This is a genomic window from Flavobacterium collinsii (assembly GCF_946903285.1).
GTDB classification, from domain to species: domain Bacteria; phylum Bacteroidota; class Bacteroidia; order Flavobacteriales; family Flavobacteriaceae; genus Flavobacterium; species Flavobacterium collinsii.
In genome coordinates this window covers 1,569,891-1,588,232 of sequence record NZ_OX336425.1, presented here as the reverse complement: position 1 = coordinate 1,588,232, position 18,342 = coordinate 1,569,891, and the positions used below count along the sequence as shown (strand labels likewise).

The window sequence follows — 18,342 nt, the reverse complement described above, 5'->3', positions numbered from 1 at the left end:
GTGATGTGTTAAAGATTAACGTCTTATCAATACCGGGCCACCGCCAGGACCGCCTTCGCGTCCACGATTCATATCTCTCAATTCTTCCATTTTTTTAATGACTGTTTCGTCATAGTCCTTTTGAGAAATCACTTTCCCTTTTTTAGAAGGTTTTATCTCTGTTTTATCTTTGGCATTCAATACTATTTTAGAGCATAAAATAGTAGTTCTTCCGTCATTTACTTCCAAAATTAACCCCGGTAATCCCCAATAATTTTCAGGCCCTTGATTTACCGGAATCTCCGGCGAGTACCAGGCAGTTATAATAATCTCTTTGGGCATTTCGAAATTATCTGCAAAATTGGTCTTCGTTTCTCCGGAAGTTTTTCCCGTATCGTCTTTTTTCGCCTCAGGTTTTTTATCCTCCTCTTTTTTAGGTCTGAAATTCCTGAAATCGGTTTTGCTGGCTTCTTTTATTGCCGTTGCTTTGTAACAGGTATATCCTCCAATTTGTTTTGTTTCAGCCTCCATTTTCCAGTTTAGCTTAGGCAGAGAATCTATTACAAGAAATTCTTTTCCCATAAATTCCTTATCTACCGTGTAAGTTTTAGCCTTTACATCTTTATAAAAGGTTCCACCACCACCCATAAACGAATTTACCATGACACGCATTCCGCCTGCCTGTTGTCCCGGAGCGTCGAGCTTTTCTTCTTCTTTATAAATAGAAGCCGATTTGTCAAAATTCAGAATAAATGTTTTTTCAAGCATTTTCTTCATTCGCTCTTCTATGTTCTTTTGCATTTCGGGCGTAATATCACGATTGGCACGCATTTCTCCCATTTTCGGAGCCTGTGTTTTCGATTCGTAAACGGCCATTCCCTGAAATTCTTTCTGAGCCTGCAGCTGTGTGATTACAAGCAGCATTGACATATAATAGATTACTTTTTTCATTGTGTTTTCTTTAAAAAGTGAGAGAGTCTAACAAACTTATATTCAAATGTATTGTTTATTTTAAAATACAGAAAGTTAAATATATCAACTCCTCTATCTTATAGACAAAATCGTCTATTAGCCTGACAATTATGATTTCTGAAGTATCAAAAATCTAAATCTCGGTGTTTTGCGCCATTTCTACTGTAGTTTTTCGTAATTTGGCTTTTAGAAACGTAAACATCATGAACAGAGCGACACATTTATTTCTTTTATCTTTTCTTTTTGTGGTCTGTTCTTTCTCAGCTGTTTTTTCGCAAAGTCAAAAAATAAAGACGGTGCCTCTTTCTCATTTTACCAATACTTCAGATCAGTTTCTGGGTTATGATTCTTTTGGCTACTACTATCAGATTAAAAATAATGTCTTCAGTAAAATCAAAGGAAAAGAGGTTTTTGAATATAAAAATGTTTCTCTCGGAACAATCACGAAAGTCGATTTACAAAATCCGCTTAAAATAGTTTTATTTTATGAAGACTTCAACACAGCTGTTTTACTGGACAATCAACTGAATAAAATCACAGACATTAATTTTTCCCTGAACAATACACCAATTATTGTTTCCGCAATCGGAATGTCAACACAAAACCAGTTATGGATTTACAATACTCTAAATCAGCAAATCGGCCTTTTTGATTATCTGAATAATGAATACAAAACTGTTTCTACACCTTTAACAGAAACGATAAAATATTACCAAACTGATTTCAATACTTTTTATTGGATCGACAAAAAAAACAATTGGTTTTCATGTACTATTTTTGGAAAAACCACTGCTTTGGGAAAAGTACCCGATTTTGATGCTATAGAAATCGTTAACAATCACCAGTATATTTTTAGCAAAGCTAATTTGCTGTATTTTAAAGACATTACTACCCCGGACTCAAATGCATTTTCTGAAATTGAAGTTTTAGAAAAATCGTTTGACAAATTCTGCTACAAAGACCAAATTTTATCTATTTTTACAGCTAAAGAAATCACAAATTATAAAATCGTAACACCGTAATGCACATAGCAATAGCAGGAAATATAGGAGCTGGAAAAACTACTTTAACTAAATTGTTGGCTAAACATTTCAAATGGGAACCCCATTACGAAGATGTAGTTGATAATCCGTATTTAGATGATTTTTACCATCAGATGGAGCGTTGGTCTTTTAATCTTCAGATTTATTTCCTGAACAGTCGTTTCCGTCAGGTATTACAAATTCGCGAAAGTGGAAAGAAAATTATTCAGGACAGAACGATTTATGAAGACGCTCATATTTTTGCTCCCAATCTGTATTCTATGGGATTAATGACAAGTCGTGACTTTGAAAATTACACCTCTCTTTTTGAATTAATGGAATCATTAGTAAAAGCGCCTGATTTATTAATTTACTTAAGAAGCTCTATTCCAAACTTAGTAGGTCAAATTCATAAACGCGGACGTGATTACGAAAATTCTATTTCAATCGACTATCTAAGCCGTTTGAATGAAAGATACGAAGCATGGGTGCAAACCTATACCAAAGGAAAATTATTAATTATTGACGTTGACAATATTAATTTCGTAGATAATCCCGAAGACTTAGGAAACATCATTAATAGAATTGATGCCGAGTTAAACGGACTGTTCTAGAAACACGAATTTCACAAATTTACCTCAATAGAAATGCCTCTAAATATTTAGAGGCATTTTTTGTTTTTTATATGTTTCGAACCTACGGCTCTTTGTTTGGTGTGTATTTTTTTCGACACCGGATTAAAATCCGGTTCTACAAAATAGGCCGAGCTTATGACTCTTTTTTTCGGGAATACTCATCGAAAAATAGGAAGAAATACATTATCCGATTCCCAAACCTAATTATACCTCACAGGTTTTAAAAACCTGTGAGGATAAATATACTTATTTCGCAGCTTCTATTTTTGCTTTTACTTCGGCTTCTGTTCCTTCAAAAACTTCTGTAGTAGTTTTACCGTTTTCGGTTTTGGTTACAGTTCCCACTGTGACCCCATTAACTGTAGACAAGTTAACTTCTACTCTCTTTTTACTATATTTTGTAGTATCAAAACAATCTGTTTTTTGGTGAACGTATTTTCCGTTAGCATCATAATGTGCCAGACATTTTGCTGTTTCTTCGGCAGAACATCCTTTTTCTTTACACATTTTAGCACATTCTTCTTTACTCATCTTCGAGAAATCTCCACATTTCGAATCTCCTCCAAGGTGGATTTCCATTTTTTTACAACAGGAACCTTTTTCGGTCATTCCTGAAGACGAATGCCCTTCTCCTAAAATAGGTGCAATTACCAAGCCGATCAAACAAGTCAGTTTAATCAAGATATTCATAGAAGGACCTGAAGTATCTTTAAACGGGTCTCCAACTGTATCTCCTGTTACTGCTGCTTTGTGCGCATCAGAACCTTTGTACGTCATTTCACCATTAATTAACACTCCGGCTTCAAATGATTTTTTAGCATTGTCCCAGGCACCACCAGCATTGTTTTGAAAAACAGCCCAAAGTACTCCGGATACCGTTACTCCAGCCATATATCCTCCTAACATTTCAGCTATTAGCTGATTGTTGTCTGCATAAACTAGTTTCCCTAATAATACAATTGCAATCGGGAAACCAATAGTTAGAATTCCCGGAAGCATCATTTCGCGCAAAGCTGCCTTTGTCGAAATTTCGACACATTTACCATATTCAGGTTTTCCTGTTCCTTCCATAATTCCAGGAATCTCCTTAAACTGACGACGTACTTCGTATACCATATCCATCGCTGCTTTTCCAACAGAATTCATCGCCAATGCTGAGAAAACTACAGGGATCATTCCACCTACAAACAACATAGCCAAAACTGGTGCTTTGAAAATATTGATTCCGTCAATTCCGGTAAAAGTTACATAAGCTGCAAATAGAGCCAAAGACGTTAAAGCCGCTGAGGCAATAGCAAATCCTTTTCCGGTTGCTGCGGTAGTATTACCCACTGAATCTAAAATATCTGTTCGGGTACGAACTTCTTTTGGTAATTCACTCATTTCAGCGATTCCTCCGGCGTTATCTGAAATTGGTCCGAAAGCATCGATTGCCAATTGCATGGCCGTAGTAGCCATCATTGCAGAAGCTGCTAAAGCAACTCCATAAAATCCTGCTAAAGCATAAGAAATCCAGATAGCAGCCGCAAATAATAAAACAGTTGGGAAAGTCGAAATCATTCCGGTCGCCAAACCTGCAATCACATTTGTTCCCGCTCCTGTTGATGATTTTTGCACAATTGCCATAACCGGTTTTGTTCCTAATCCGGTATAATATTCTGTTACTGATGAAATAGCTCCTCCAACCACTAATCCAACCAATGTGGCATAAAAAACACGCATTGATGAAATATCTTTAGCCCCTTCTCCAAAAAAGCTCATCTGCATGGTTTCCGGCAGCATATGTTGTACTAAAAAAAAGCAGGCAATTGCGGTTAAAACAATTGAAACCCAATTTCCTATATTTAGTGCTTTTTGTACCTGTGCTTCTTTGGCATTATCATCGGATATTTTTACCAGCGTCGTTCCAATAATCGAGAATAGAATTCCGAAACCGGCAATTGCCATTGGAAGTAAAATTGGTCCGATTCCACCAAAGGCATCCTGAATATTGCCTCCCATATCTTTAATCACATAGTTTCCTAAAACCATTGCGGCCAGAACTGTTGCTACATACGAACCAAATAAATCAGCTCCCATACCAGCAACGTCTCCTACGTTATCTCCTACGTTATCGGCAATTGTAGCTGGATTACGAGGGTCATCTTCCGGAATTCCGGCTTCTACTTTACCTACCAAATCGGCACCAACATCGGCAGCTTTGGTGTAAATTCCACCACCTACTCTGGCAAACAAAGCAATAGATTCGGCACCAAGTGAAAAACCTGCCAGTGTTTCCAGAACAACCGTCATGGTTTCGGTATCTTTCCATACGCCTCCTGATAAAATATTAAAGAAGATAATAAAGAAACCTGTAAGTCCTAACACTGCTAAACCTGCAACGCCAAGTCCCATTACAGTTCCTCCGCCAAACGAAACTTTCAAAGCCTGTGGTAAACTCGTACGGGCAGCCTGTGTTGTTCTAACATTCGTTTTTGTCGCTATTTTCATCCCGATATTACCGGCATAAGCTGAAAATAAGGCTCCAAATATAAAAGCGACTACTATTAATAAATGCGTTTTAACTCCCGGAATAAAAGTAATTCCGGCCAATGCAATACTGGCAATAATTACAAAAATGGTCAATAATTTATATTCTGCTTTTAAAAAGGCGAGGGCTCCCTCGTAAATGTGTTCTGAAATCTCTTTCATCTTTCCGTCGCCCGCATCTTGTTTTAAAACCCAAGCCCTTTTTATTCCCATGAAAAGTAATCCTAAAATTGCCATAACGATTGGCAAATAAATCATAAATGCATTCATAATCTAGTAATGGTTTTTTGGTTAATAGTTAAAAGTCAATAAACTAACTCAAACGAATTTAAACAAAAAAGCAATACTCCTGACGGTAGTATTGCTTTTTTTATAATTGGGCGGCTTATAAATTATTTAATGCTAAATAATCCTTCCGGTTTGTTTTCAATATCATCAAAACGTTTTGTACACTCAGCGATAATTGCAAATGCTTCGTTTACATCTCCCCAGCCTTCTACATCTACTTGTTTGTTTTCAAGATCTTTGTATACCTGGAAGAAATGCTCGATTTCTTTTAATAAGTGTCCGTTGATATCAGAAAGATCATTTAGTGAATTCCAGATTGGATCAGAAACTGGTACACAAATAATTTTTTCGTCTGGTCCTTTATCATCTGCCATGTGGAAAACTCCAATTGGCTTTACTTCCATAACACATCCTGGAAAAGTTGGTTCATTTACTAAAACCAATACATCAAGAGGGTCACCATCAAGAGCTAAAGTTTCCGGAATAAATCCGTAATCAGCCGGATACATCATTGAAGAGAATAACATTCTGTCGAAACGCATTCTTTTAATTTCAAAATCGTACTCGTATTTATTTCTGCTTCCTCTTGGTATTTCGATCAACACATCGAAAGTTGTTAGTTTGTCTGCGGTCATTTTCGTTTTTTATTGTTTCTATAATTTCGACTGCAAAAGTAACTAAAGAATCCCTTTTTACAATAAAAAACTGCATTTATCTATGTACTTTTCTTTTAAAAAACAGGGAGTTAATAGGTAATCTTTCTATTTCTTTTGTTTAGATAATAATGCCAAAGTAAATAGGTGGCATAAGACCGATACGGACTCCATTGTTCCGCGTGAATTTCCATTTCCTTTTTGTCGTGAATATCCAATAATTCTTTAATAGTGTTGACAACCGCAATATCTCCCAACGGAATCAAATCGGGTTCCTGAAGACAGAACATCAGATAAATATCAATCGTCCAATTTCCAATTCCTTTCAGTTTAATAAGCTCTTCACGAACTTCTTTTGCCGATTTTACAGCCAAACTTTCAATGTCAAGGTCTTTACTCAGAACGGCTTCTGCCAATATTTTAATGTATTTTGTCTTTTGACGGCTTACACCCAATGCGCGAAACTCTTCGTCCGATAAAACCGCCATGGTTTCAGGATTACAGGTGGTATAAGCTTTTATTTTTAAAAATGTAGCTTTCGCCGAATCGATTGAAACTTGTTGCTCCAGGATCAACAATACCAGAGTCTCGAAACCTTGCGGCCGCTTTGGAATTGGCGGCAGTCCATATTTTTCGATAATTTCCAGAAAAACCGGATTCTTTGCAGATAGAAAATCGATGGCTTCTTGCATAACTTTTTTTTAAGATTACTCAAAATTAAACAAAATTACCGCGATAATTATCCCGAAATGTACTCCCCAAATGGAAGTTTATTCACTCCGTAAATAATAAAAGAAGATATAAACAAACACAATAAAGTAGTAATCGGAATAGCCAAAATCGGATTTATAAAATCATAATCAATTCCTGAAAAGACCAGAAAGCGAAGCACCAAAATATGAACCAGATAAATTCCGTAGCTGTATTTATTGATAAAATTAATAACCCGAATGAGAGTTGGATTTGAAATTTTTGAATTTTTGAAGAAAATAAACAATCCAATAGAGACCAGCATCACATTAAAAGTCAAGTAACCATAAAAATATTCATTAAAACGATCTTCTGCTATCGACAGAAAATAAGTTCCGAAAATGGTAATAATGGCTCCAAAAGAAAACAAGAGTACAGAAATCCGTTTCAATCTTCGGGCATCATATTGGAATGACTTGACCGACAAATAATAACCCAGAACCAGATATCCTAAAAAGCCCGTAAAATAAGTCAGATCAACATTGATTCTGAACTTAGAAAAAATGGGCTGATTGATCATTAAAGCAAAAATCCAAATGGTCAGAAAATACAATATCTCTTTTTCATTGGCATTCTGAATCCACTTGCTGAGAATCGGGATAAAAAGATAAATCCCAATCACCATATAAATGTACCATAAATGAAAGGAGCTCCCTCTGATAATAAGTATAAAGGCATGCTTAAAAATATCGACAAATGCTTTTTCAGATTCTAACAAAAATTCCCTTCTGACCGTTAACAGCACATAAAAAAGGCTCCAGAATAAGAAAGGTAAAATAATTCTCGAGAACTTTTTTCTCAAGAAATCATTCAGTTCGTATTTTTTGTTCAGCATTAATGCTCCGGTAAGCATCAAAAAAACCGGTACACAAAAACGGACAAGACCGTCGTAAACATTACCTGTCCACCAGGTAAAATTGGATATATGACCGTATTGATACAGAATATCACAGGCTACATGCACTACGATCACGCTGATGGTGGCTAAAACTCTAAGATTATTTGTCCAATTTAGATTCTTACTTTCTATAGTTATACTCATAGAAACTAAATTAAGAAAAAAACTGACAATTTATCTAAAAACAAAAACCAAATGATCCTTTACTAGCAAATTTATTAGTCTGCCAATTTCTTACACTACTCTTTCTTAAAAAGCAATCCAATAACTATAAAGACCTCAAACAATTGACCAATATAGAACACAATTACTACAATATTAACAAATCATTCACAAATACATAAGCAACATCTTATATATTTACAAAATCAAGCAACCTTAAAAACGTTTGCACTAACCTATTTATTCTGACAATTTTAAAAATTAAATATAAAGAAATTCTTGCGCAAGAGTAGACATAAGCTTCAAATGTCTTTAAAAAAATTGAAGATCATTAAACCTTATAACATCAAAATTACTATGAAAAACCTAGAAGACTTTCAATGCGAAAAAATCGAAACTAAAAACATTGTTGGTGGTTATACTCCAATAAAAGAAGAACATGAGCCTGGATGGACATATATCTACAAAGATCATAAAATTTCTGAAGTAAATTATGATATTTAAAAGTTAAGTAGATTATAGAAATCTAACATCATTGATGATGTTAGATTTCTTTATTTCAAACAAGCAATCATGATTTTAATTTTAAGCACACCAACTGATTATGACACAAATCATGTAATTGATTGGCTCATACAGTACAAAACACCTTTTTTTAGATTGAATGATGAAGATTTAATGCAGGGCATTACTATTTTTAATCACAATCCGGATCAACTTGATGAAACCTATTTTGAACATTATTCTCAAAAAATCTTCTTGAAAGACATTAAAATAGTATGGCATAGAAAATTTGGCTTTTTAATTGATTACGAGAAAAAGATTGGTAAAAACAATGACTTCATAGCCTATTTATACTCCGAGTTCAATAGCCTATCCAAATTGATTTTCAAATTATTGGAAAACAAGAAGTTTTTATGCAAAAATAGCCCTGCTTTTTCCAAGATTGACATTTTGAATAAAGCAGCCAAAGGCGGCTTAAACACTCCCAAAACCCTCATCACCTCCGACAAGCAAAAATTAAGTGAGTTCTATGACCTCCACAATCAATCTATAATTACTAAATCAATAGGAGACGCACGAGGAGTGATCTATAGTGATAAAACTTTCACCCTGGCCACACATACCATAAAAAAAATAGATACACTTCCTTCAAAATTCTCTCCTTCTCTATTTCAGGAATATATTGACAAAGAAATAGAAATCAGAACTTTTTATCTGGATAAACAATGTTATTCGATGGCCATTTTTTCGCAAAACAATGAAAAAACCAAAATTGACTTCAGAAATTATGATTCTGAAAACCCCAATAGATTTGTACCTTATACATTACCCAAAACAATCGAAAATCAAATTACCGAATTTATGAGTAGCATAAATTTAAATACGGGTTCTCTGGATATTATAAAATCGTCAAAAACCGGGGAATATTATTTTTTAGAGGTAAATCCTTTTGGGCAATTTGGCATGACAAGCAAACCCTGTAACTATAATTTACATCAAAAAGTAGCCGATTATTTAATACAAAATTCCAATTAAATGAAAGTAAGAGATCTCCTTTCTGATCCGGAAATACCGCTGCCTATTATTTTCGAATGCACCGAAGTAGAGGATTATGAAATACAGGAAACCGTATCCAAAAAGCAACATGTTACATCAGAGTATTACCAAACCTCAAAGTTAAGCTGTAGAACCACTTCAAAACCATTACACATCAATAAAAATGAACGACAAAAAATTTAAATTATTCCAATGTTGTGTTCCTGTAAAAGGAGCCAAAAATGGCTTAATCATAGATTTTCAAAGAAAGACACTTCATAAGGTTCCTAATCAAATAATAGATTTGATTGAAGAATATTCTGAAAAAAACATTTATGGTTTATTTACTGATTTTAGAAAAAGCAAAGCGATACTCAAAAATTACATCCGCTATTTCTTATCGAATGAATTGCTAATTGTATCCGAAAACACAGAAGACTACCCTTCATTAGACCGCAATTTTACAAAGCCTCATGTTCTGGATACGATTGGATGCGAAATAGATGCTTCTTTCGATTTTTTTGATTTTCTTATAAAAAATGAAATTAATGAATTAGGCGTAAATACCTTAAAGCTTATTTTGAAGAATAATGAGATTAATAATCTAATTAAAATTAACGCTCTTTTAGAAACATCTAAAATCAAAAATGTTGTCATTTATCTGGAGTATTGCAAAGAAAAGCTTTCCTCAATAAAATCGCTTATAATAGACAATCCAAGAATTTTACAGGTGATTTTTTATAATTGCAATACAGAAAACGAATCTTCATTAATCGACGAAAAATTTTGTTACGAGAAACAATCACTCGAAAAAATATTTTACAATATTTCTATCGAGCATGCATCTGATTTTGTTTTAGACATAGATATTTACCACGAAGCATTACATCACAATCTGATGTTTAACCGAACTGTTTTCATTGATGCTTTTGGCAACATCAAAAAACACTTTTCAGATCCTAAATCCTATGGAAAAATCATTAAAAACAGCATAAAAAAAGTAATTACAAATGAAGAATTTAGCGCTTTTTGGAACATCACTAAAGATGAAATCGAAATTTGTAAAGACTGCGAATTTCGCTATGTATGCCCAGACGGAAGGATTCCTCAAAGAGTTGATTCGGAAAAATCAAATTATAAATTTAATACTCACTGTAATTACGACCCCTATCAAAGTACCTGGAATTGATCGCTATAAGGTTATTTGAGCGTTTTATTACTTCATATATTTTATCTGACTACGGATCTTCTCAAAATATAGTCGTGAAACATAATTTTATTACAGCTAAAAAAACTGACTCACTGATTCTAAATGACTAAAAATTAGTGACACCTTCTTAGAAATAAAAACCAAACGATCCTTTTATCGCAAATTTAGTAGCATCTGGCATGTTCATATAATTTCCTCTCCATGAAAAATCAAGACGGAATACTTTGAATATGTTTCCAATCCCGGCATTGTATTCCCAATATACATTTTCCGGCGCATTATAAGGCAATCCTGAAGCATTAATGGCACGGTTAGCATTAGAAATAGTTCCGTGTACCGCTCTTACCCCAACAAATTCTCTCCAGTTTAATTTTCTCATGAACGGAATTCTTGCAAACAGCCTTCCTCCAAAGTCATGATTCCATTGTAAAGTGGTATACTGGTCAGTTATAAACTCGTAGAAATTTAAGTTACTAAACGTATTTTCGATGGTAAAATAAGTCTGATTTCCGGGAATTACACTCATCAATCCTAATGGGATGGTACCGAAGGTTTTTCCAGTTTCAAGGATAATATTCGATCTTCCTAATGGCCCTATAATAATAGGCTGCTTGTAAAACAGCTGTACTTTTTGATAAGCAAAATCGCTGTTTAAAACCCCTTTCAAACCATAACTAAAGTTTACAAAGAAATGACTGAACGGGCTGTCAACAATATTTCGTTCTACTCCAAAACCGATTGTCTTACGATTAGGCATAAACTCAAACTGAATATTCGCTTCTGACTGTGTTACCTTGTTTGCTATTACACCAGCCGGATTTGCTGCTGTTGGCAAAGTAGTATAATAATCTAAACTAAAGATCGGAGAAGCCGATTCTAAAGTTCTGTATGAAATACCGGCCTGAACAACGAAATTCTTCATAGGCTCCATTTCAAGCGAAATATTGCTCAGATTAATGTTGGTCAATTTTCCATTACTTCCCGTGGTAAATAATGCGGAAGAAGCAAAACTTCGTCCCAGAATATCATTTGTAGTCGTTAAGCTGGCACCAATTTGCTCGATGTCACGCCTGTTTCCTCCAGAAATAATGATTCGGTTTTTCTTGTCCACCATCCATTTTCCGGAAACTCCGTATTTGAATTTATTATCGTCAAAACCATATGCGGTGTAAGCTTGTATACGCCATGGATCATTAGGACCAAAATAAGTCCTCCCCCCTGCTCGCAATCGTAACCCTTCAACTTCGTTATACCCGAAAGTGGAGAAGATAGGTCCAAAATCAAAATTCTTAAACTCGACGTAACCACTACCCAAAATAGAAACTAAACTATAAAGTTGTTTGAATCTTTTGACCGTTTGCAGTGTATCGAGCATCTTGTAAATACCCTGCTCGTCTTTGTTGAGTTTTTCAAAACGGTTTTCATCCCAAAATTCATCCGATTTGTTGTAAACGGCATTATCAATAAAATTGACTTCCTGCTTGTAAAAACTTTCTGGTTTTTGAAGATTGAATTTATGGTCCTTATATAAAGTCGTTCGTTTTCCATAGACTCCTTTTGATTTTTCCTTTTTATTCAAGGCAAAATCAGACATCATATAATCTCGGGTTAAGAGAAATACAGAATCATTCTCAACCTCAAATTCCTGTTCGATATAAATATCTTTTACCCAGTTAATATTGGCGCTTTTAGTAACGGCCATATTAATTTTTTTGATCGCAAAAGTGGTATCGTTTACCCAAAAATCTCCTTTAAAAGTCAGTTCGTTTTTACGTCTTGGGTAAAAAACGATATTGTAACACCATTTTTTATCGACATAAGCACTGTCTTTTAAAACGTAATTGTAAACATCAATTCCTGTTCTGGAAAGCGGACTTGTAAAGCTCTTGTCGAAGAATTTAAGATGATTGTCGTAGATGTTATAATCGGAGTAAAGATCCTTCACAAAAGATAAAATCTGCTGATTCCCGTTAAACCCAGAAGTTTTATTTCCGGTCAGGTTCTCTTTTGTTTTCTTTAGTTTATTGTCTCCGTAAACATCATACAGTGATTCGCTTATAAAAATCGGCAAATATGTTTTTCCTGTAACCTCAGATGTATCAACATGTTTGAATACAAATTCCATTCCTTTGAAGAGTTTATTCTTCATAAAAGCACTATCAATCGTGTTCATATCAAACTCGACTTTTTCGTACTTTTGCATCTGATACTGATTGAATTGGTACAAGCCGTTTTTACGTTTGCGTTCCCAGATTTTTCTCAAAATATCTAGTGCCGGATTATTCTTCTTAGAGGTTTTTCCGGTAAAAATTACGACTTCATTCAATGCTTCAGCTTCACTTAAAACTATCTTAAAGTCATAGTTTACGGCTTTTTCCAGTGTAACTTCCCGATCTGAGAATCCTGCCGAACTTACTAATAAAGTAGTATAAGTATTAGGTGATTCCAGATAGAAACGCCCATCTTCATTAGAAACGATTCCAGTATTTGATCCCTTAAAAACAACATTAGCAAACGGAATGGGCTGATTAGATTTGTCCAAAACAATTCCACTCACTTTAGTTTGTGCAATAACGCTGCCCGCCATTGCGAGTACAAAAAACAAGCTAAGTAAAATTATTCTTTTCATAATCTGGCAAAAAAAAACTTCATCAATAATAAGTATGACTGATGAAGTTTTATAAGTATCGTTTAATTTACTATTTGTACATTACTTTCTTTACTGCTTTTACTACATCAGCTGCATTTGGCAACCAGTCTTTTAGTAAAACAGGAGAGTAAGGCGCAGGTGTATCTGCTGTTGTAATACGTTGAATTGGCGCATCAAGAAAATCGAAAGCCTGTTCCTGAACGATGTATGTAATTTCAGATGAAACACTTGCAAATGGCCAAGCTTCTTCTAAGATTACCAAACGGTTCGTTTTTTTAACAGAAGTAAGAATCGTTTCTTTATCCATTGGACGAACTGTTCTTAAATCGATAATTTCACAAGAAATTCCTTCTTTAGCTAATTCATCAGCAGCAATAAAAGCTTCTTTGATAATTTTTCCAAAAGAAACAATTGTAACATCTTTTCCTTCACGTTTAACATCGGCAACTCCTAACGGAATTGTATATTCTCCGTCCGGCACCTCACCTTTGTCACCATACATTTGCTCAGACTCCATAAAAATTACAGGGTCATTATCACGAATAGCAGATTTCAAAAGTCCTTTTGCATCATAAGGAGTTGAAGGCACAACAACCTTAAGTCCCGGAGTATTAGCAAACCAGTTTTCTAAAGCTTGCGAGTGAGTCGCTCCTAATTGACCTGCAGAAGCAGTTGGTCCGCGAAAAACGATAGGCACATTAAATTGTCCACCTGTCATTTGACGCATTTTAGCAGCGTTATTTATAATTTGATCAATACCTACTAAACAGAAGTTGAAAGTCATGTACTCTACAATAGGACGACAACCGTTCATCGCTGATCCTACTGCAATCCCTGTAAAACCAAGCTCAGCAATTGGAGTATCAATTACTCTTTTTTCTCCAAACTCAGCAAGCATTCCTTTTGAAGCTTTGTAAGCCCCGTTGTATTCTGCAACTTCTTCGCCCATTAAATATATGGATTCATCGTGACGCATTTCTTCGCTCATCGCTTCACAAATGGCCTCTCTAAATTGTATTGTTCTCATATTTATATTGTATGTTGAATTTTCTGAAGAGCAAAAATAAATATTTTAAATAACTTAAAAGCATAAATTGAATTTAAAATCACACGAACTTCCTCCTGTCTTGCGCTTTTAACTTTTAAAAATTTATTGTGATATTTACGAAATCGATGTAATTACAACTTTATCACCAAAAACTTTTTCTGTTGGATTCTGATTCAGCAAAATTCTTCCTCTCTAACGCAACAACTCAAATTATAGTATAAAACGAAGCAAATTTTAACAGTCCTTATAAACCCCTCTTTGCAAAATCCTTAAGAATCAGCAGGTATCAATGTATTATCAATATTCGTTGACTCCGAAAGACTTCCATAATTGCACAATTTGCGAAAACGTAATAGTTTTTAAAAAATATTATGCACGCATAGTATATTATTTCAATTTTAATTTCTAAATTTGTAGAAGCATTTTATAATTTATCAAAATATATACTTATGAAAATATTAGTTTGCATCAGCCACGTGCCTGATACTACTTCAAAAATTAACTTCTCCAATGGTGACTCAGAATTTGATACCAATGGTGTTCAATATGTAATTAATCCTAATGACGAATTTGGTCTTACCCGTGCAATCTGGTTTCAGGAGCAACAAGGTGCAACTGTAACAGTTGTAAATGTTGGAGGACCTGATACTGAGCCTACTTTACGTAAAGCTTTGGCAATTGGTGCAAACGAAGCGATTCGTGTGAACGCTAATCCAACTGATGGTTTTTTTGTTGCTAAACAATTGGCAGAAGTAATTAAAAATGGTGGTTATGATTTAGTAATTGCCGGAAAAGAATCTTTAGATTATAACGGAGGAATGGTTCCTGGAATGATCGCAGGAATCTTAGGTTCCAACTTTTTAAACTCTTGTACTGCTATCACTGTTGAAGGCAACAATGTAAAAGCTGTTCGCGAAATCGATGGTGGAAAAGAAACTGTAAGCACTACTTTACCTCTAATCATAGGTGGTCAAAAAGGTCTTGTTGAAGAAAAAGACCTGCGTATTCCAAACATGAGAGGAATTATGACTGCAAGAACAAAAGCTTTAACTATTCTTGAACCAGTTGATGCTCCTGTAAATACAAAAGCGGTGAAATTTGAAAAACCAGCTCCTAAATCAGCAGTGAAATTAGTTTCTCCTGATAATTTAGATGAGTTAATCAATTTATTACACAACGAAGCAAAAGTTATCTAGTAATCAGTATTCAGTCTCGGTTTTCAGTTCTCGAACCTGAAATCTGAAACTTTAAACTTCTAAACAAAAAATTATGTCAATATTAATATATGCAGAATCTGCAGAAGGAAAATTTAAAAAAGTTGCTTTCGAACTGGCTTCTTACGCTAAAAAAGTAGCCGAAACTTTAGGAACAACTGTTACCGCTTTAACCGTAAACATCAGTGATGTAAGCGAATTATCGAAATACGGAGTAGACAAAGTACTAAAAGTAACCAATGACAAATTAGCTGGTTTTACTGCCAAAGCTTATGCTGATGTTATCAAACAAGCCGCTGAAAAAGAAGCTACAAAAGTAGTTTTACTTTCTTCTACAACAGACAGTATTTACCTTTCTTCATTAGTTGCAGTAGCTTTAAACGCCGGTTTCGCCTCAAATGTAGTTGGATTACCAGTAAGCACTTCTCCTTTTCAGGTAAAAAGAAATGCTTTTTCTAATAAAGCATTCAATATTACGGAAATCACTACAGATGTAAAAGTTCTTGGTCTGGCTAAAAACTCTTACGGAATTTTCGAAAGTGCAGGATCTGCTACCGAAGAAGATTTCAATCCATCTATTGGTGACAATGATTTTGGAGTAAAAGTAGAATCTGTAGAAAAAGTAAACGGAAAAGTATCTATCGCTGATGCTGACGTTGTAGTTTCTGGAGGACGTGGACTAAAAGGTCCGGAAAACTGGGGCTTAGTTGAAGATCTTGCTACAGTATTAGGTGCTGCAACAGCATGTTCTAAACCGGTTTCTGACTTAGGATGGAGACCTCACAGTGAACACGTTGGACAAACAGGAAAACCGGTTGCCACTAACTTGTATATTGCAATAGGAATTTCCGGTGCAATTCAGCACATTGCTGGTATCAACTCTTCAAAAGTAAAAGTTGTAATCAACAATGATCCTGAAGCTCCTTTCTTTAAAGTAGCTGATTATGGAGTAGTTGGTGATGCTTTCGAAATTGTTCCGCAATTAATTGAGAAATTAAAAGCTTTTAAAGCACAACATTCTTAGTTTAAAAATTCTCTATAAAAATATAGCTACCTAAAAACAAGATAAATCGTATCTTTGTTTTAGGTAGCTTTTTTGTTCCATATTTTTTGATTAAAATTGCACCTTTATTTTTCAATCAAAAAAAGTATTAAAATGAGGCAATAATTGCCCTTTTTTACCCACATATATGAGTCTAGTAAAATTATCTATAAAAGGAATTTCATACAGTCAAACTCAAAATGGCGCTTATGCCTTAATTTTGAATGAAGTTGATGGCGAAAGAAAATTGCCAATAGTTATTGGTGCTTTTGAAGCACAATCTATTGCTATCGCCCTGGAAAAAGAAATTAAACCCCCTCGTCCGTTAACACACGACTTGTTCAAAAACTTCGCTGAAAGATTTGACATCGTTGTAAAACAAGTTATTATTCACAAACTTGTTGACGGCGTTTTTTATTCGAGTTTGATCTGCGAAAGAGACAAAATCGAGGAAATTATCGATGCCAGAACTTCTGATGCCATTGCATTAGCCTTACGTTTTAACGCGCCAATTTTCACTTACAAAAACATTTTAGACAAAGCCGGAATTTACTTAAAATCAAATACTGCAGAAACCGATCAAGGTTCTCAGGAAATTGATGATGTACTCTCGAACCCTGAGACTTTTGGCCGCGAAGAAGAAAGTAATCAATCCGGAGATGTTTACGCCAAACATAGCCTGCAGGAACTAAACGAACTTTTAGATCAAGCCGTTTCTCAGGAAGATTATGAAAAAGCAGCAAAAATTCGAGACGAAATTTCGAAAAGATGATTTTAAGGCTGTAAGCCTTAAGCTTTAGGCTATAAGCTTAAAGCAAAAACATAAAAAACAAGCTTAGAGCATTAGGGAAAAGCCTAAAGCTTAAAGCGTCAAGCTTAAAGCGTCATGAAACAATACTTAGATTTAGTACAGCATGTTTTAGATAACGGCTGTCAAAAAGGAGATAGAACTGGAACGGGAACCAAAAGTGTTTTTGGCTACCAGATGAGATTTGATTTAAGTGAAGGTTTCCCAATGGTTACAACCAAAAAACTACATTTAAAATCGATCATATACGAACTGCTTTGGTTCTTAAAAGGCGATACGAATGTAAAATACCTTCAGGAAAATGGAGTAAAAATCTGGGATGCCTGGGCAGATTCCAATGGCGATTTAGGCCCTGTCTACGGACATCAATGGCGCAATTGGAACAGCGAAGAAATTGATCAGATCTCTGAATTGATTACAGAACTAAAAACGAACCCAAATAGCCGAAGAATGTTAGTTTCAGCATGGAACCCTTCGGTATTACCGGATACCAAAAAATCATTTGAAGAGAATGTAGCCAATAACAAAGCAGCTTTACCTCCATGTCATGCCTTTTTTCAATTTTACGTCACAAGTCCTGATACTGAAAAAGGAGAGACAAAAGGGAAACTCTCTTGTCAACTATACCAACGAAGTGCTGATATATTTTTGGGAGTTCCTTTTAATATTGCTTCTTATGCTCTGCTAACCTTAATGATTGCACAGGTTTGCGATCTGGAACCGGGAGAATTTATTCACACTTTTGGAGACGCACACATTTACAACAATCATTTTGAGCAATTAGAACTGCAATTAACACGTGAGCCAAAACCTTTACCAAAAATGGTTTTAAATCCGGAGATTAAAAATATATTCGATTTTGATTACAACGACTTTACACTTTTAGATTACGAGCCACATGCCGGCATAAAAGGAAGTGTTGCTGTATAAAACATAAAAAAAT

17 protein-coding genes are annotated in these 18,342 nt (G+C 34.8%); 10 read left to right on the top strand and 7 right to left on the bottom strand.

From position 1 onward, the window contains the following. Nucleotides 1–15: 15 nt before the first annotated feature. Entirely contained in the window at nucleotides 16–930 is a 915-nt protein-coding gene (locus OGZ34_RS07155) for a GLPGLI family protein (protein ID WP_263362589.1), read from the bottom strand. A gap of 224 nt (nucleotides 931–1,154) precedes the next feature. Between OGZ34_RS07155 and OGZ34_RS07150 the strand changes: the two genes are divergently transcribed. Both OGZ34_RS07150 and OGZ34_RS07145 read left to right on the top strand, forming a co-directional pair. Further along, on the top strand, nucleotides 1,155–1,973 hold the full coding sequence (locus tag OGZ34_RS07150; RefSeq protein WP_263362588.1) for a hypothetical protein: 819 nt from the start codon (nucleotides 1,155–1,157) through the stop codon (nucleotides 1,971–1,973). Next, the gene (locus OGZ34_RS07145) at nucleotides 1,973–2,587 is read left to right on the top strand and encodes a deoxynucleoside kinase (protein ID WP_173966545.1); all 615 of its coding nucleotides are present in this window, start codon (nucleotides 1,973–1,975) and stop codon (nucleotides 2,585–2,587) included. Before OGZ34_RS07150 ends, OGZ34_RS07145 begins: the two co-directional genes overlap by 1 nt. A gap of 267 nt (nucleotides 2,588–2,854) precedes the next feature. Here OGZ34_RS07145 and OGZ34_RS07140 read toward each other — a convergent pair whose 3' ends face one another. The 4 genes from OGZ34_RS07140 to OGZ34_RS07125 form a co-directional block, all read right to left on the bottom strand. Next, nucleotides 2,855–5,407, bottom strand: coding sequence for a sodium-translocating pyrophosphatase (locus OGZ34_RS07140; RefSeq protein WP_173966546.1), 2,553 nt, complete (start codon nucleotides 5,405–5,407; stop codon nucleotides 2,855–2,857). A 122-nt stretch (nucleotides 5,408–5,529) separates the two neighbouring features. Further along, a complete protein-coding gene (locus OGZ34_RS07135; protein ID WP_173966547.1) occupies nucleotides 5,530–6,060 on the bottom strand; it encodes an inorganic diphosphatase in 531 nt (176 codons plus the stop codon). Nucleotides 6,061–6,170: 110 nt separating this feature from the next. Continuing rightward, nucleotides 6,171–6,770, bottom strand: coding sequence for a DNA-3-methyladenine glycosylase family protein (locus OGZ34_RS07130; protein WP_263362587.1), 600 nt, complete (start codon nucleotides 6,768–6,770; stop codon nucleotides 6,171–6,173). Between the two features lie 47 nt (nucleotides 6,771–6,817). Continuing rightward, entirely contained in the window at nucleotides 6,818–7,870 is a 1,053-nt protein-coding gene (locus OGZ34_RS07125) for an acyltransferase (protein WP_263362586.1), read from the bottom strand. A gap of 375 nt (nucleotides 7,871–8,245) precedes the next feature. Between OGZ34_RS07125 and OGZ34_RS07120 the strand changes: the two genes are divergently transcribed. The 4 genes from OGZ34_RS07120 to gwsS all read left to right on the top strand — a co-directional run bounded on the left by OGZ34_RS07120 (nucleotide 8,246) and on the right by gwsS (nucleotide 10,616). After that, entirely contained in the window at nucleotides 8,246–8,392 is a 147-nt protein-coding gene (locus OGZ34_RS07120) for a hypothetical protein (RefSeq protein WP_173966550.1), read from the top strand. Between the two features lie 69 nt (nucleotides 8,393–8,461). After that, the gene (gwsG, locus tag OGZ34_RS07115) at nucleotides 8,462–9,427 is read left to right on the top strand and encodes a grasp-with-spasm system ATP-grasp peptide maturase (RefSeq protein ID WP_263362585.1); all 966 of its coding nucleotides are present in this window, start codon (nucleotides 8,462–8,464) and stop codon (nucleotides 9,425–9,427) included. Continuing rightward, nucleotides 9,428–9,631: a hypothetical protein gene (locus OGZ34_RS07110; protein ID WP_173966552.1), complete on the top strand. Its 204-nt coding sequence runs from the start codon at nucleotides 9,428–9,430 to the stop codon at nucleotides 9,629–9,631. Then, complete coding sequence (gwsS, locus tag OGZ34_RS07105; RefSeq protein WP_263362584.1) at nucleotides 9,612–10,616, top strand: grasp-with-spasm system SPASM domain peptide maturase; 1,005 nt, start codon at nucleotides 9,612–9,614, stop codon at nucleotides 10,614–10,616. The genes OGZ34_RS07110 and gwsS overlap by 20 nt, the downstream gene beginning before the upstream one ends. 148 nt (nucleotides 10,617–10,764) lie before the next feature. On the opposite strand, the gene OGZ34_RS07100 is transcribed toward gwsS, so the two are convergent. Together OGZ34_RS07100 and OGZ34_RS07095 are read right to left on the bottom strand one after the other, a co-directional pair. Further along, nucleotides 10,765–13,266 (bottom strand): DUF5686 and carboxypeptidase-like regulatory domain-containing protein, encoded by a 2,502-nt coding sequence (locus OGZ34_RS07100; protein ID WP_173966554.1) that lies wholly within the window; start codon nucleotides 13,264–13,266, stop codon nucleotides 10,765–10,767. Between the two features lie 70 nt (nucleotides 13,267–13,336). Continuing rightward, complete coding sequence (locus tag OGZ34_RS07095; RefSeq protein ID WP_173966555.1) at nucleotides 13,337–14,314, bottom strand: pyruvate dehydrogenase complex E1 component subunit beta; 978 nt, start codon at nucleotides 14,312–14,314, stop codon at nucleotides 13,337–13,339. Nucleotides 14,315–14,784: 470 nt separating this feature from the next. Here OGZ34_RS07095 and OGZ34_RS07090 point away from each other — a divergent pair, with 470 nt between their 5' ends. The 4 genes from OGZ34_RS07090 to OGZ34_RS07075 all read left to right on the top strand — a co-directional run bounded on the left by OGZ34_RS07090 (nucleotide 14,785) and on the right by OGZ34_RS07075 (nucleotide 18,329). Further along, nucleotides 14,785–15,531 (top strand): electron transfer flavoprotein subunit beta/FixA family protein, encoded by a 747-nt coding sequence (locus tag OGZ34_RS07090; protein WP_173966556.1) that lies wholly within the window; start codon nucleotides 14,785–14,787, stop codon nucleotides 15,529–15,531. Nucleotides 15,532–15,604: 73 nt separating this feature from the next. Further along, the gene (locus OGZ34_RS07085; protein WP_263362583.1) at nucleotides 15,605–16,573 is read left to right on the top strand and encodes an electron transfer flavoprotein subunit alpha/FixB family protein; all 969 of its coding nucleotides are present in this window, start codon (nucleotides 15,605–15,607) and stop codon (nucleotides 16,571–16,573) included. A 166-nt stretch (nucleotides 16,574–16,739) separates the two neighbouring features. Then, nucleotides 16,740–17,363, top strand: coding sequence for a bifunctional nuclease family protein (locus OGZ34_RS07080; RefSeq protein WP_173966558.1), 624 nt, complete (start codon nucleotides 16,740–16,742; stop codon nucleotides 17,361–17,363). A gap of 114 nt (nucleotides 17,364–17,477) precedes the next feature. Further along, the gene (locus OGZ34_RS07075; protein ID WP_173966559.1) at nucleotides 17,478–18,329 is read left to right on the top strand and encodes a thymidylate synthase; all 852 of its coding nucleotides are present in this window, start codon (nucleotides 17,478–17,480) and stop codon (nucleotides 18,327–18,329) included. Nucleotides 18,330–18,342: the final 13 nt, after the last annotated feature.

Coding starts and splice junctions, on each gene's coding strand:
- OGZ34_RS07080 (WP_173966558.1), top strand. CDS start 16,740: ATGAGTCTAGTAAAATTATCTATAAAAGGAATTTCATACAGTCAAACT.
- gwsG (WP_263362585.1), top strand. CDS start 8,462: ATGATTTTAATTTTAAGCACACCAACTGATTATGACACAAATCATGTA.
- OGZ34_RS07120 (WP_173966550.1), top strand. CDS start 8,246: ATGAAAAACCTAGAAGACTTTCAATGCGAAAAAATCGAAACTAAAAAC.
- OGZ34_RS07110 (WP_173966552.1), top strand. CDS start 9,428: ATGAAAGTAAGAGATCTCCTTTCTGATCCGGAAATACCGCTGCCTATT.
- OGZ34_RS07090 (WP_173966556.1), top strand. CDS start 14,785: ATGAAAATATTAGTTTGCATCAGCCACGTGCCTGATACTACTTCAAAA.
- OGZ34_RS07130 (WP_263362587.1), bottom strand. CDS start 6,770: ATGCAAGAAGCCATCGATTTTCTATCTGCAAAGAATCCGGTTTTTCTG.
- OGZ34_RS07125 (WP_263362586.1), bottom strand. CDS start 7,870: ATGAGTATAACTATAGAAAGTAAGAATCTAAATTGGACAAATAATCTT.
- OGZ34_RS07140 (WP_173966546.1), bottom strand. CDS start 5,407: ATGAATGCATTTATGATTTATTTGCCAATCGTTATGGCAATTTTAGGA.
- OGZ34_RS07145 (WP_173966545.1), top strand. CDS start 1,973: ATGCACATAGCAATAGCAGGAAATATAGGAGCTGGAAAAACTACTTTA.
- OGZ34_RS07150 (WP_263362588.1), top strand. CDS start 1,155: ATGAACAGAGCGACACATTTATTTCTTTTATCTTTTCTTTTTGTGGTC.
- OGZ34_RS07100 (WP_173966554.1), bottom strand. CDS start 13,266: ATGAAAAGAATAATTTTACTTAGCTTGTTTTTTGTACTCGCAATGGCG.
- OGZ34_RS07155 (WP_263362589.1), bottom strand. CDS start 930: ATGAAAAAAGTAATCTATTATATGTCAATGCTGCTTGTAATCACACAG.
- OGZ34_RS07095 (WP_173966555.1), bottom strand. CDS start 14,314: ATGAGAACAATACAATTTAGAGAGGCCATTTGTGAAGCGATGAGCGAA.
- OGZ34_RS07135 (WP_173966547.1), bottom strand. CDS start 6,060: ATGACCGCAGACAAACTAACAACTTTCGATGTGTTGATCGAAATACCA.
- OGZ34_RS07075 (WP_173966559.1), top strand. CDS start 17,478: ATGAAACAATACTTAGATTTAGTACAGCATGTTTTAGATAACGGCTGT.
- gwsS (WP_263362584.1), top strand. CDS start 9,612: ATGAACGACAAAAAATTTAAATTATTCCAATGTTGTGTTCCTGTAAAA.
- OGZ34_RS07085 (WP_263362583.1), top strand. CDS start 15,605: ATGTCAATATTAATATATGCAGAATCTGCAGAAGGAAAATTTAAAAAA.